The 13176-nt window shown below is 63.2% G+C and carries 13 protein-coding genes; 6 read left to right on the top strand and 7 right to left on the bottom strand.

Annotation, left to right across the window (positions count from 1 at the left end; genetic code table 11):
- Positions 1–25 precede the first annotated feature (25 nt).
- The 3 genes from OX460_RS00170 to alr all read right to left on the bottom strand — a co-directional run bounded on the left by OX460_RS00170 (position 26) and on the right by alr (position 3021).
- The gene (locus OX460_RS00170; RefSeq protein WP_289897244.1) at positions 26–346 is read right to left on the bottom strand and encodes a PilZ domain-containing protein; all 321 of its coding nucleotides are present in this window, start codon (positions 344–346) and stop codon (positions 26–28) included.
- A 131-nt stretch (positions 347–477) separates the two neighbouring features.
- Positions 478–1854, bottom strand: a complete 1377-nt coding sequence (radA, locus tag OX460_RS00165; RefSeq protein ID WP_099667214.1) for a DNA repair protein RadA — start codon at positions 1852–1854, stop codon at positions 478–480.
- 69 nt (positions 1855–1923) lie between these two features.
- On the bottom strand, positions 1924–3021 hold the full coding sequence (alr, locus tag OX460_RS00160) for an alanine racemase (RefSeq protein WP_289897243.1): 1098 nt from the start codon (positions 3019–3021) through the stop codon (positions 1924–1926).
- 247 nt (positions 3022–3268) lie between these two features.
- Between alr and lplT the strand changes: the two genes are divergently transcribed.
- Positions 3269–4531 (top strand): lysophospholipid transporter LplT, encoded by a 1263-nt coding sequence (lplT, locus tag OX460_RS00155; RefSeq protein WP_034779369.1) that lies wholly within the window; start codon positions 3269–3271, stop codon positions 4529–4531.
- Between the two features lie 35 nt (positions 4532–4566).
- On the opposite strand, the gene OX460_RS00150 is transcribed toward lplT, so the two are convergent.
- The 4 genes from OX460_RS00150 to tsaB are packed head-to-tail and all read right to left on the bottom strand — an operon-like array spanning position 4567 to position 7628.
- Entirely contained in the window at positions 4567–5523 is a 957-nt protein-coding gene (locus OX460_RS00150; protein ID WP_289898393.1) for a DUF1853 family protein, read from the bottom strand.
- Complete coding sequence (locus OX460_RS00145; protein ID WP_289897242.1) at positions 5507–6418, bottom strand: uracil-DNA glycosylase; 912 nt, start codon at positions 6416–6418, stop codon at positions 5507–5509. Before OX460_RS00145 ends, OX460_RS00150 begins: the two co-directional genes overlap by 17 nt.
- The gene (gene rimI / locus OX460_RS00140; RefSeq protein WP_099667211.1) at positions 6415–6906 is read right to left on the bottom strand and encodes a ribosomal protein S18-alanine N-acetyltransferase; all 492 of its coding nucleotides are present in this window, start codon (positions 6904–6906) and stop codon (positions 6415–6417) included. The genes OX460_RS00145 and rimI overlap by 4 nt, the downstream gene beginning before the upstream one ends.
- Positions 6903–7628: a tRNA (adenosine(37)-N6)-threonylcarbamoyltransferase complex dimerization subunit type 1 TsaB gene (gene tsaB / locus OX460_RS00135; RefSeq protein WP_289897241.1), complete on the bottom strand. Its 726-nt coding sequence runs from the start codon at positions 7626–7628 to the stop codon at positions 6903–6905. The genes rimI and tsaB overlap by 4 nt, the downstream gene beginning before the upstream one ends.
- A 225-nt stretch (positions 7629–7853) precedes the next feature.
- On the opposite strand from tsaB, the gene dapC reads away from it, so the two are divergent.
- The 5 genes from dapC to OX460_RS00110 all read left to right on the top strand — a co-directional run bounded on the left by dapC (position 7854) and on the right by OX460_RS00110 (position 13063).
- Positions 7854–9083 (top strand): succinyldiaminopimelate transaminase, encoded by a 1230-nt coding sequence (gene dapC / locus OX460_RS00130; RefSeq protein ID WP_289897240.1) that lies wholly within the window; start codon positions 7854–7856, stop codon positions 9081–9083.
- A 12-nt stretch (positions 9084–9095) separates the two neighbouring features.
- Positions 9096–9923, top strand: a complete 828-nt coding sequence (dapD, locus tag OX460_RS00125) for a 2,3,4,5-tetrahydropyridine-2,6-dicarboxylate N-succinyltransferase (protein ID WP_070282206.1) — start codon at positions 9096–9098, stop codon at positions 9921–9923.
- A gap of 122 nt (positions 9924–10045) precedes the next feature.
- Positions 10046–11593, top strand: a complete 1548-nt coding sequence (locus tag OX460_RS00120; RefSeq protein WP_251351626.1) for an FAD-dependent oxidoreductase — start codon at positions 10046–10048, stop codon at positions 11591–11593.
- Positions 11594–11718: 125 nt separating this feature from the next.
- On the top strand, positions 11719–12444 hold the full coding sequence (locus tag OX460_RS00115; RefSeq protein WP_289897239.1) for a hypothetical protein: 726 nt from the start codon (positions 11719–11721) through the stop codon (positions 12442–12444).
- 10 nt (positions 12445–12454) lie between these two features.
- Entirely contained in the window at positions 12455–13063 is a 609-nt protein-coding gene (locus tag OX460_RS00110) for an RES family NAD+ phosphorylase (RefSeq protein ID WP_289897238.1), read from the top strand.
- Positions 13064–13176: the final 113 nt, after the last annotated feature.

Here is a 13176-nt window from a genome sequence, read left to right as displayed (position 1 = left end):
ACCTGCCGCCTATCGCGGACGTGCCTCAGCGCATGAATTTCGAAATGGCGCTGCTGACGGCCATGTCCAGCTGCTGGAAAGTGAGTCCCACCTTGAAACCGGCACTGCTGAAAATGCAGTGCGAGACGGCCACGCGCGCCTCGATGATGTGCGCCGCGCCATCGTAAAACAATTCGAACAGCACCTTGCCCTTCTTGCCTGTCGGCACCGGTTCCGCGATGACGGCCGACATGCCGCCCGGCCCCACGTCGAGGGTGCGCGCCGCCACGGGGCCCGCGCCATCCATTACCAACATTGCCTTGGCACGCAATATCTTGCGTGCGCCCTGCCTTTGCTCAACTGACACTGTATTCCGCTTCTCTATCTATGCATTGTCGATGCGGATGCGCGAGGCGCATCCATCGGACAAATATTATAGTTCTAAACGGAAATTTTGTTTGACTTGTCTCAAGCTTGGCATTTAAACCATACCAACTTTTACTCGTGGTCGCGCAGCTTGTTGAACGCTTCATCGATGCGCTCGACGCCGATGACCTTGAGGCCCTCGATGACTTGCTTGGGCAAGTTCGACTTGGGCACCACGGCCAGGGTAAAGCCCAGCTTGGCCGCTTCGCGCAAGCGCTCCTGGCCCCGTGGCGCGGGACGGATTTCGCCGGCCAGCCCCACTTCGCCAAACACCACCAGGCCTCGCGGCAGCGGCTTGTTGCGCATCGACGAGTTAATCGCCAGCAACACGGCCAGGTCGGCCGCCGGTTCCGTGATCTTCACGCCGCCGACGGCGTTGATGAACACATCCTGGTCGAAGGCGGCGATGCCCGCGTGGCGGTGCGCCACGGCCAGCAGCATGGCCAGGCGGTTCTGCTCCAGGCCGACGGACAAGCGGCGCGCATTCGGCAAATGGCTCGTATCGACCAGGGCCTGGATTTCCACCAGCAGCGGGCGCGTGCCCTCCTGCGTCACCATCACGCACGAGCCCGGCACCTGGTTGTCGTGCTGCGACAGGAACAGCGCGGACGGGTTCGACACCCCTTTCAAGCCCTTTTCCGTCATGGCGAACACGCCCAGTTCATTGACGGCGCCGAAACGGTTCTTGATGGCGCGCACGAGGCGGAAGCTGGAGTGCGCATCGCCCTCGAAGTACAGCACCGTGTCGACGATGTGTTCGAGCACGCGGGGGCCGGCCAGCGCGCCCTCTTTCGTCACGTGGCCGACCAGAATGATGGTCACGCCCGTCTGCTTGGCCGCGCGCGTGAGCTGGGCCGCGCATTCGCGCACTTGCGCCACGGAACCGGGCGCCGAGCTGAGCGCGTCCGAATACACGGTCTGGATGGAGTCGATCACCACCACTTCCGGTTTCAAATCGGCCAGGGTGGCGAGAATCTTTTCCAGTTGGATCTCGGCCTGCAGTTTGAGTTCCTTGGCGTCGATGACGAGGCGCTTGGCGCGCAGGGCGATCTGCGCGCCCGATTCCTCGCCGCTGACGTACAGCACGCGCTTGTGGTGCGACATATTGGCCAGCGCCTGCAGCAGCAGGGTCGACTTGCCGATGCCGGGGTCGCCGCCGATCAGCACGACACCGCCCGCCACCATGCCGCCGCCCAGCACGCGGTCGAATTCCTCGATGCCCGTGCCGAAGCGGGGCACGTCGATGGCGTCGATATCGTCGAGCGACAGCACGGGCGCCGTCTGCGCCAGCGACATGTGCTGCGGGTTCGAATAGCGGTTGTTGCCGCCCGTCTCTGGCAGGGTTTCCACCATGGTATTCCACTGGTTGCACGAGGTGCACTGCCCCATCCATTTGTTGCTGATGGCGCCGCAATCGCTGCAGGTGTAGATGGTCTTGACTTTTGCCATGGTGTACTTTGCCCGGGTAAGGTGAAACTGCTGTCTATATATACAGTATATACAAACGGCGGGCCGCCGTCACTGTGTCGCTTCGACCACGGGCACGCGCGGCGCCAGCGCGCACATCAGCTCATAGCCGATGGTGCCGGCGGCCAGGGCCACCTCGTCGATCGGCATGCCCTGGCCCCACAAGGTGACGGCACTGCCGACTTTTGCACCGGGCACGTGCGTCAGGTCGACCATCAGCATGTCCATCGACACCCTGCCGATGAGTCCCGTGCGCACGCCGTCGACGAGCACGGGCGTGCCTTCGGGCGCATGGCGCGGGTAGCCGTCCGCATAGCCGCACGCCACCACGCCCACCTTGATATTGCCGGCCGCTTCGTAGCGGCTGCCGTAACCCACCACTTCGCCGACGGCAATATCCTGGATGCCGATGATGCTGCTGCGCAAGGTCATGGTGGGCAGCAAGCCGAACGCCTGCGCCGACGTGCCGCCGGGAGCGCCGCTGGGCGTGCCGCCGTACAGCATGATGCCGGGGCGCACCCAGTCGCTGTCCAGGTGGTGCAGCAGCACGCCGGCCGAATTGCACAGGCTGCGCGGCAAGGGCACACCAATGCTGGCCGCGCCCGCTTCGAAACGCAGCATCTGCTGCTCCAGGGGCAAGCGCGTGGGCGCCGCCTCGTCCGCGTTGGCGAAATGCGTCATCAGGGTGATCGTGCCGATATGCGGCATGGCGCGCAGGCGCGCATATGCCCCCGCCACGGCGTCCGGAGTGAAGCCCAGGCGGTTCATGCCCGTATTCATTTTCAGGTGTACATCGATGGCGTGCGGCAGGCGCGCCGCTGCCAGCAGGGCGATCTGTTCCTCGCAATGCACGCTGCCGTTCAAGCCATATTGCGCCATGACGGGCAAATCGCTGGCGTCAAAAAAACCTTCCAGCAGCAAGATGGGCTTGGTCCAGCCCAGTTCGCGCAGACGCACGGCGTAGTCGACCTCGACCAGCGCCAGGCCATCGGCCCCGGCAAAGCCCCGCATGGCCCGTTCCAGGCCATGGCCATAGGCATTTGCCTTGACGACGGCCCACACCTTGGCGCCGCGGGCGCCGGCACGGGCGCGCGCCAGATTGTGTTGCATGGCATCGAGATGGATGGTGGCGAGAAGGGGCCTGGGCATATGCATCGTTCACGGCGGGTGGGAAAGCCGTATTTTACCGGATGCACAGTACGCGGACACGGCAGACGCCCAAGGTCGTATGCAGAGGACATCATTTATAAAATGCTCACATGTATGTGTATTTTTCTACGGCAGAAAAATTAAGGTTCGCTTAGGCAAGAGTATGCAAAGCGGCCCCTTCCAAACTTGGGGTTTGCCGTTTTTTCGTGGTATAAAGCAAGCCAGATATGATTTCAGGCAATCCAGAATGAATCGTGGTTTTTATACCATCATGGCGGCGCAGTTCTTTTCCTCGCTGGCAGATAACGCCCTCTTTTTTGTCGCCGTCGATTTATTGGTGTCCATGAAATCCCCGGCGTGGATCACGCCGCTGCTCAAACTGTCGTTCGTGCTGTTTTACGTGCTGTTGGCCGCTTTTGTCGGCGCCTTCGCAGATGCATTGCCAAAAGGCAAGGTCATGTTCATCGCCAACATGGTCAAGATCTTCGGCTGCGCCCTCGTCTTCTTCCACGTACACCCGCTGCTGGCCTACGCCGTCGTCGGTTTTGGCGCGGCCGTGTACTCGCCCGCCAAATACGGCATCCTGACGGAACTGCTGCCGCCGGAAAAGCTCGTGGCGGCGAATGGCTGGATCGAAGGCTTGACCGTCACCTCCATCATCCTCGGCACCGTCATGGGCGGCGCGCTCGTCAGCGGCCACGTGTCCGACATGCTGCTATCCTTCGACTTCCCCCTGATCGACACGGGCATCACCAACAAGACGGAAGCGGCCCTGTGCGTGGTGGTCGGCATTTATGTGCTGGCGACCCTGGCCAACCTGAAGATTCCCGACACGGGCTGCGTATATCCGCACCAGGAACGCAATCCTATCAAACTCATTACTGATTTTGCCAATTGCTATTCCATCCTGTGGAAAGACAAGCTGGGCCAGATCACCCTGGCCGTGACGACCCTGTTCTGGGGCGCTGGCGCCACCTTGCAACTGATCGTGCTGGAATGGGCCAAGCAATCGTTGAACATGCCGTTCGACAAGGCAACAAGCCTGGTCGGCGTGGTCGCCATCGGCGTGGCCGCCGGCGCCGTGCTGTCGGCCCGCTTCATTCCGTTGCGCAAATCGCTGACCGTCATTCCACTGGGCATCGCCATGGGCGTGATCGTCATGATGATGACGCAAGTACATTCCGTATGGATCGCCTACCCGCTGCTGATACTGATCGGCGCCCTGTCCGGCTTCTTTGTCGTACCCATGAATGCTCTGCTGCAACATCGCGGCCACGTGCTGATGAGCGCAGGCCATTCCATCGCCGTGCAGAACTTCAATGAAAACCTGTCGATTCTGACCATGCTGGCCGTGTATTCGATCATGATCCGCTTGCACCTGCCGCTGAACATCATCATTACCCTGTTCGGCCTGTTCGTCGCCGGCACCATGTACATGATCATGCGCAAGCACAAGCTGAACCAGGCCGAGCACGACAATCTTTCCTTGATTGGCGAGCAAAAGCATTAATTTCGGGGGCTGATCCAGCGGATCAGCCCCCAGGATTACGCTGGCAGCATGCCAGCCAGCCGCCGCGCGGCAGCCTGCTCCGTCCAGTCAGGCGGCACGACAAAACCACGCGTGCGCTCCACTTCCCAGCCTTCGACATTATCCACCGTGGCCACCATCACCGGTTGCGCCAGATCAAACAAGCGCGCACGCAAGGCATCCACATCCAGCACTTCCACGTCGCGGCCCTTGAACGGCGCCAGCCATTGCAATCGCGGCAGCACGACATAGCGCTGCGCCGGCAATTGTGTGGGCGCGCACCAGAAGCCGTGTCCATGATCCTGGGAAATACCGTCCAGGGCGGGCGTGGCGTCCGGTGCATAAAACAGCCAGCCCTTGACCAGCGCCTGCGCCGCCCGCACGGGCTGCGCCAGCAGGGTTTGCGCGGCCGGATGGCGGGACAAAGCCAGTTGCTTGTCGAGGATCTTGCGCATCTTCAATCCCAGGGTATCGGCCAGGTTGGGGCCGATCAAGTGATTGAAGACACCGGGATCGGGCGCGCCTTCGAGCAGGTAGAACTTGGTGGCGAATTCCCAGTGCAGCAACGCGTCACCCTGCGCCCCATCGCGCAGCAGGAAATCGAACTCGCCCACCGTGTCGTTGCGGTTCACCTGCACTTGCAAGCCATGCGCTTGCAGCAGTCCGTGTTGCTCAAAATAAAAGGCCAGCAGCTTTTCAGCGTACAGGCCCAGGCGGGAATAGAATTTCGGCCCCAGCGCCGCATCGAGCGGCGACGGATCGTCTTGCAGCGCGCCCAGCCAGCTAATAACAGAAGGCGAGACGGGCGCGAGGCTGGCGATGCGCCCGCCCCAGTGGGAGCTGGCCGGGTCCAGCAAGTCGGGCGAGTCGAGCAGCCAGGCCAGCGCACGCACGCGGGGGTGCGTCAGATGCCCCCAGCGGCGCTCGAAGCGGGCCTGGAAGGCGCCAGCGGCCGCATCACTCACCGTGCGAATCACCGTGCGTGCTTTTCGCCAGGCACAGATCGGCCCAGGCGCGCGCCTTGGCCTTGCCCGTCTCGTCCTGCAGCAGCATTTCCGGGTGGAAAGTGGCCACAACGGCAGCCTTGCCCAGCTGGCGCACGGTGCCGCGCACGGGTTTTTCGCCGGGATTGATGCCGGCGGCGGCCATCGAGCCGAGCGTCAAAATGGTGCGTGGCTGCAGCAAGGCCAGTTCGCGCTCGAAATACGGGCGGCAGGCGGCGGACTCGGCTTCTGTCGGCAAGCGTTCCTGGCCCGCCTCGTCGAGCGGACGGCATTTCAGCAAGTGCGTGATGTACACATCGCGATCCGCATCGACGGCGATGGCTTTCAGCATATTGTCGAGCAATTTGCCCTGCTCGCCCGGCAAGGCGCGCCCTTCCCGCTCTTCCAGGCGCGACGGGCTGCTGGCCAGCATCAGCCAATTGCCCTGGCAGTCGCCGCGGCCCATGACGACGCCCTTGCGCGTCTTGCACAGGTCGCAGCGCGCGCACTTGGCGACGGCCGCCGTCAAGCCATCCCAGTCGAGGGCGGCGATATCCATATCGCTCAGCTGTCTGGCGGGCGGCGGTGGCGGCGCATCGTCGAACCAGGCCGTATCGTCCGATGCGGCGGGAGCGGCGGGAGCGGCAGGCGTGGCAGGAGCGGGAGCGACAGACGCAGCAACGTCAACGGCTTTCACCTCAGTAACAACCTCAGCTGCGGGTACGGGCGGCGCGGCAGCTTCAAGCACGGCGGCCACCGGTGCCGCTGCTGCTTCCACGATCTCGGCAACGTCAGCCGCTTCAGCGGCCTCGGCTGCGCCACCTTGGCGCAAGCGCCACAGGGGGCCGACGCCCATTTCATCGAGGAAAACGGCGCTGCGGCTCATAAGGTATAACGCATCACGATGGCGTCCTCACGTTGCGAGTTACTGGCCGGATAGTATCCCTTGCGCCGGCCGATCTGTTCAAATCCATAGCGCTGGTAAATATCGAGCGCGCGCACGTTCGACGGGCGCACTTCCAGCAGCATCGATTCCATGCCCAGCTGGCGCGCGCAGGCGCAGGACTGGTTCAGCAGGAAGCGGCCCAGTCCCTGGCCCTGGATGGCGCCTTCGACGGCCACGTTGAGCAAGTGCGCCTCGTCGACGACCAGCATCAGCAAAAAGTAGCCGAGCAGGGTGCCATCCACGTCGCGCAGCACCCAGGCCGGATATCCGCTTTTGAGCGAATCGACAAAGTTGCCGTGCGTCCAGGGATGCGGATACACGCGCTGCTCCAGCGCCAGCACCTCGGTCAAGTCCGCTTCGGCCATCGGCTGATAGTCGAGGCGCAGCAAGTCCCAGCCGGCAGCGCGGTCCTGGTCCGCCACACTCATTGCGCGGACTCCGCAGCGGCCTTGGCCTGTTGCATCTCTTGCCGTTCCGCGCTGGTAAAGGCGATCTTGTTGCGCAAATACAAAGGCTGCGCCTCGGCCGCCGTCACGAACTGGCCGGCAGCAAAGGCGATGCGCGCCAGCTGCGCCACTTGCACGGCGTGCGGCATGATGGCGGCGTCGGCAGTCGCGGCGCACGGCAGCACGGCCAGCGCTTCGGCGTATGCACTGAAACCGTTGCCGCAAGCGGCCACGTCACCTTGTGGCGCCACGCCGGCCGGCGCGCTCAGGGCTGGTGGCGCAACAATCTGCAAGCCATCCTGGTAATCATATTGCGCCCAGTACACTTCGCCCATGCGGGCGTCGAGCACGGTCACGATGCGTTGCGCGCCATGCTGCTGGTGGCACGCGAGCGCCATGGCGTCGAGGGTGACGACGGGCACGACAGGCAGCTTGGCACCATAGGCCAGGCCCTGCGCGATGCCGCAAGCCGTGCGCACGCCCGTAAACGAGCCGGGGCCGGAGCCGTAGGCGATGGCGTCGACGTCGGCCAGGGTCACGCCCGCTTCAGCGAGCAATTCCTGCACCATCGGCAAGATGGACTGGGAATGGGTGCGCACGCCCGACGACGCGCGGGACAGGACGACATCGCCGCGCAACAAGGCGCAGGAGGCGAGTTCGGACGAGGTTTCAATGGCAAGCAGGGTGGGAAGTAAGGTAGACATAGCGTATTTTACCTTGCCGCGCCATGGCATGGCACTCCCCGCTGCGGCATGCCGTGGCAAGCCGGGCAGCCCTCACGCCGATGTGGCTTGCACAGCGGCCCCGCGAGGACGGCTATAATGAAAGACGCGGCTCATTATTTGACCGGCATCAAGTCTGCCGCGCCAAGCAATCGCCTAGCAATCGCTGAGCAACATCGTCTTTCCACTCTTGCCCTGGTCCGTTCCGTGAATCCACTTCTTGCTAAACTGCAACCATATCCCTTTGAAAAGCTGCGCCAGCTGTTTGCCGGCGTGACGGTCAATCCCGAGTATGCGCCCATCAGCCTGGGCATGGGCGAACCCAAGCATCCGACGCCGGCTTTCATCGAGCAGGCATTGGTCGACAATATCCATGGCCTGGCCAGCTATCCGACCACCATCGGTTCGGAAGCCTTGCGTACAGCCATCGCCGGCTGGCTCGAGCGCCGCTATGGCATCCCCAAGCTCAATCCTGCCACGCAAATCCTGCCCGTGAACGGTTCGCGCGAAGCGTTGTTTGCGCTGGCGCAAACGGTGATCGATCCGGCCGCAGGTTCGCTGGTGATCAGCCCGAATCCGTTTTACCAGATCTATGAGGGCGCGGCCTACCTGGCCGGCGCCGAACCGTATTTCGTCAATTCCGACCCGGCGCGCAATTTCGGCTGCGACTACGACAGCGTACCGGCCAACGTGTGGGAAAAGGTCAAGCTGCTGTTTTTGTGCTCGCCAGGCAACCCGACGGGCGCCGTGCTGAGCCTGACGGACTGGGAACATCTGTTCGCCCTGTCCGAGCGCTACGATTTCGTCATCGCCGCCGACGAGTGCTATTCCGAGATTTACCACGGCGACACGCCGCCGCTGGGCGCGCTGCAGGCGGCGCACATGCTGGGCCTGTCCACCATCGAGCGCCCGTATGCGCGCCTGGTGGTGTTTTCCAGCCTGTCGAAGCGTTCGAACGTGCCGGGCATGCGCTCGGGCTTTGTCGCCGGCGATGCCGAAGTATTGAAAAAATTCCTGCTTTACCGAACCTACCACGGCGGCGCCATGAGCCCTGCCGTGCAGGCGGCCTCCGTCGCGGCCTGGAACGACGAAACCCATGTCGAGGAAAATCGCGCCAAGTACCGCGCCAAGTTCGACGCCATCACGCCGCTGCTGCAATCGGTGATGGACGTGCAATTGCCGGACGCCGGCTTCTACCTGTGGGCCGACGTCAGCCGCACGGGCCTGTCCGACACCGAATTCGCGCAACGCCTGTACGCCGAATATAATGTGACGGTATTGCCTGGCAGCTACCTGGCGCGCGACGCGCACGGCATCAATCCGGGCCGCAACCGCATCCGCATGGCCCTCGTGGCCGAAACGGCCGAAGGGCTGGAAGCGGCCTTACGCATAGTAAAATTCTGCCAGCAGCTTTCCGCATCCGCATTAACTCACTAATAAGACATCATCATGAGCCAACAACTGCAAAACATCATCGACCAGGCCTGGGAAAACCGCGCCGAGATCAATCCGGGCAACGGCACGGCCGAACTGCGCGACGCCGTCTCCCACGTCATCAATGGCCTAGACAACGGCAGCATCCGCGTGGCGGAAAAAACCTCGGGCGACTGGGTCGTCAACCAGTGGGTCAAGAAAGCCGTGCTGCTGTCGTTCCGCCTGGAAGACAACGTCGTCCTGCCATCGGACGGCACGATGCAGTTCTACGACAAGGTCCCGACCAAGTTCGCCAACTACACCAAGGAAGACTTCGCCAAGGGCGGTTTCCGCGTGGTGCCGCCAGCCGTCGCCCGCCGCGGCAGCTTCATCGCCAAGAACGTCGTGCTGATGCCTTCCTACGTCAACATCGGCGCCTACGTCGATGAAGGCGCCATGGTCGACACCTGGGCCACCGTCGGTTCCTGCGCGCAAATCGGCAAGAACGTCCACCTGTCCGGCGGCGTCGGCATCGGCGGCGTGCTGGAACCGATGCAAGCGAACCCGACCATCATCGAAGACAACTGCTTCATCGGCGCCCGTTCGGAAATCGTCGAAGGCGTGATCGTCGAGGAAAACTCGGTCATCTCGATGGGCGTGTACATCGGCCAGTCGACCAAGATCTACGACCGCGCCACGGGCGAAGTCACCTACGGCCGCGTGCCAGCCGGCTCCGTCGTGGTCTCGGGCAACCTGCCTTCGGAAGACGGCAAGTACTCGCTGTACTGCGCCGTGATCGTCAAGCGCGTGGATGCGAAGACCCGCGCCAAGACCGGCATCAACGAACTCTTGCGCGGCATCTAAATACTGCGCCGCAAGGTGCACGTAGCCCCCTGAATGTCCCGCCCCGGCGGGACATTTTCATTTCCAGATAGCAACTTCAATCGTCGCGCAGCCATCACCCATCCTGTCCTATACTGGATGGCATGAATACTCCTCCCGTATTGATCGTCGGCGCCGGTCCTACCGGCCTCATGCTTGCCTTGCGCCTGGCGCGCCATGGCGTCGATTGCCGCATCATCGATAAAAACAGCGGACCGGGCCAGGCGTCGCGGGCCATGGCCGTGCATGCGCGCACCCTGGAGTTTTACCAGCAGCTGGGCTTTGCCGACGAACTCGTCAGCCTGGGCATCAAGATCAATGCCATGCACATCCACGAAGGCGGCGAGGAGCTGGTGAAACTGGCGCTGGGCGAGATCGGCGAAGGCCTGAGTCCCTACCCCTTCGTGCTGAGCCTGCCCCAGGACGAGCATGAACGCTTTCTTATCAGCAAGCTGGCGGCGGCCGGCGTGCATGTGGAATGGAACGTCGCGCTGGACCTGTGGACGCAGGACGATAGCGAAGTGCAAGCCATCCTGCTCAACAATGGCGAGCGACAATATTGCACGTTTAACTATATTTGCGGCTGCGACGGCGCGCGCAGCAAGGTGCGCGAAATCGCCGGCTTCGCGTTCTCCGGCGGCACCTACGACCACCTGTATTACGTGGCCGATGCGCAAGTGGCCGGCAAGAATACGGATTTGCACGCTCACCTGGGCGCGAACTCTTTTGCGCTGATGTTGCCCGTGCGCACCAGCGGCATGCAGCGCCTGATCGGCATCCTGCCCGACCGCCCGGAAGGCGCGCCCGCGCCCGTCTTCGACGACGTGCGGGAACAGGTGGAAAGCTTGCTGAATATCCAGGTCGAGCACGTGAACTGGTTTTCCACGTATAAAGTGCATCACCGGGTGGCGGCACAGTTTCGCGAGCGGCGCTGCTTCATCCTCGGCGACGCGGCCCACCTGCACAGCCCCGTGGGCGGCCAGGGCATGAACACGGGCCTGGGCGACGCCGTCAACCTGGCCTGGAAACTGGCGCAAAAGCTGCGGGGACAAAGCAACGACGCCCTGCTCGACACCTATGAAAGCGAGCGCATCGTGTTTGCCCGCAAGCTCGTCGCCACCACCGACCGCGCCTTCCAGGCCATCGTCGCGCAAGGCATCGCCGGGCAATTCCTGCGCCGCTGGCTGGTGCCGCACGCGCTGCCCTTCCTGTCCGGCTTCGGGCGGGCGCGCCGCTTGCTGTTCCGGACCGTGTCGCAAATCCAGATCAGCTATGAAGACAGCGCCCTGTCCGCGGGCCACGCGGAATACTTGCGCGGCGGCGACCGCCTGCCGTGGTTCTCCGACGGCACGCAAGACAATTTCACCGCCCTGCGCAGCATGGACTGGCAATTGCACATCTATGGCGAAGCGGCGCCCGAACTGCTGGACGAAGCGCGCGTGCTGAAACTGCCCGTGCATTGCTACACCTTCAATGTCGCCGCCAAGCTGGCCGGCCTGGGCCGCGACGCAGCCTACCTGGTGCGCCCCGACGGCCACATCGCGCTGGCCCTGCACCTGCAGGAAAGCGGCGCCCTGCGCGCCTTGGCCCTGCGGCTGGGCCTGCATTTCGGTCCGGCCGAATCGGGCAAGGCGGCGCCACGGCCTGTGTAAGCCAGCCACACTCAAGGTTTGCGATACATCAAAGTGTAGATATTTAATTTCCTTGCTTTGTTTGCTTTGTTTGCTTTGTTTGACTTCCTGTCCTATGCTGAAACATGCGTTTCAAGGATAGCGCCATGTCGAATACATCGAACACCTCGGATACTCGCGCCCCTGCCGGCAAGGGCGACACCGGCACCATCGATGAGGCCGCCGCCGACACCGGGCATGCGCCTGCCACGCCCTCGCTGGCCAGCAAGCTGGCGGACACACTCGCATCCAGCGCCACCGGCTTGCGCTTTAATATTGCACAAGATACGTTCCAGGAAGCGTATGCGTCGCTGCTGGACGCCGTGCCGCGCGACGACCGGCCCGCGCTGCTGGCGCAAATGCGGCGCGACCTCGATATCGTGGCCGAGCGGGAGTTGAACCGGGTTTCCGGCGTCGACGCGCATGCCGGCCACGTCAGCACCCGGCAATTCATGCGCGGCCTGGAAGAGCAGGAACGGCAGCAGCGTGAAAAAGACTTGGCGTCTCACAGCTTGCTATCCGGCCCGGAACTGCGCGCCCGGCTGGAAGTCACGCCGCAAGCGCTCAGTGCGGCACTCAAAGCCAGACGCCTGTTTGCCTTGCGCGGCGCCTCCGGAGAATATGTCTATCCAGCATTTTTCGCCGATCCCCGCCACGACCGCCACATCCTGGAAAAAATCAGCAAAATCCTCGGCGACTTGCCCGGCGCCGCCAAATGGGATTTTTTTACCGCCCCGCGCCTGTCTCTGGGCGGCAAGTCGCCGCTGGAGGCCCTGGCCAAAGGGAAACTCGATGCCGTGCTGGCGGCCGCCCGCGCCTACGCAGACGAATAACAGCACGACCGTGGCAATCTTGCGCCTGCCCCGTCTGCCGCAACTGCCCGCAGCGCTGCAGACGGCGCGCTGCGATCCCGCCACGCTGTACCGGCTCTCCGGCCATGCCACGGGCGAACCGTATTTCGGCAGGGCAAACACCTACCGCTTCGACGATCCCCATCCACAGGCGGCGACCCGATTCGGTACCTGCTATCTCGGTAGTTCGCTGGCCGTCGCCCTCGCTGAAACCTTGCTGCATGACCGCAAACCCATCCATAACCACTTCGTGATCGAACTGGCCGTGATTCGGGCGCGTTTTGTCATTCGGCTCACGGGGGAAACGCTCATCCTGGCCGACCTGACAGGCGCCGCCCTCAGAAAGCTGGGCGGCCATGGAGGGCTCAGCGGCACATCGTCGTACCAGACGACCAAGACATGGTCAGCGGCCATCCATGCGCATCCGGACACCGTTGACGGCATGCTCTACATGTCGCGCCACAAAAACGATGAAACGGCCGTGGTGCTGTTCCACCGCGCCGCGCCCAAGCTCGCGCGGGTGTCCGCCACGCCGCTCTCGGCCCATCCGGACTTCGGCCAGGCCGCCACGCTGCTGGGCATCCGCAGCGCCTGGCCCTGAACCTGCCATGAACATGCAACCTTGTTGCACTGCCGCATCGACTGCGCATCGACTGTATAATGTCGGCTGACATCGCATATCGCGCCAGCGCAAGCGCCGCGATCAAGCGAACC

This window comes from Janthinobacterium sp. SUN033 (genome assembly GCF_030397595.1).
GTDB classification, from domain to species: domain Bacteria; phylum Pseudomonadota; class Gammaproteobacteria; order Burkholderiales; family Burkholderiaceae_D; genus Janthinobacterium; species Janthinobacterium kumbetense.
This window is presented reverse-complemented; position numbering and strand designations above follow the sequence as displayed.

Bases quoted from the DNA above. Each gene is read 5' to 3' on its own strand.
- radA (WP_099667214.1), bottom strand. From the start codon at position 1,854: ATGGCAAAAGTCAAGACCATCTACACCTGCAGCGATTGCGGCGCCATC.
- alr (WP_289897243.1), bottom strand. From the start codon at position 3,021: ATGCCCAGGCCCCTTCTCGCCACCATCCATCTCGATGCCATGCAACAC.
- lplT (WP_034779369.1), top strand. From the start codon at position 3,269: ATGAATCGTGGTTTTTATACCATCATGGCGGCGCAGTTCTTTTCCTCG.
- OX460_RS00145 (WP_289897242.1), bottom strand. From the start codon at position 6,418: ATGAGCCGCAGCGCCGTTTTCCTCGATGAAATGGGCGTCGGCCCCCTG.
- rimI (WP_099667211.1), bottom strand. From the start codon at position 6,906: ATGAGTGTGGCGGACCAGGACCGCGCTGCCGGCTGGGACTTGCTGCGC.
- tsaB (WP_289897241.1), bottom strand. From the start codon at position 7,628: ATGTCTACCTTACTTCCCACCCTGCTTGCCATTGAAACCTCGTCCGAA.
- dapD (WP_070282206.1), top strand. From the start codon at position 9,096: ATGAGCCAACAACTGCAAAACATCATCGACCAGGCCTGGGAAAACCGC.
- OX460_RS00120 (WP_251351626.1), top strand. From the start codon at position 10,046: ATGAATACTCCTCCCGTATTGATCGTCGGCGCCGGTCCTACCGGCCTC.
- OX460_RS00115 (WP_289897239.1), top strand. From the start codon at position 11,719: ATGTCGAATACATCGAACACCTCGGATACTCGCGCCCCTGCCGGCAAG.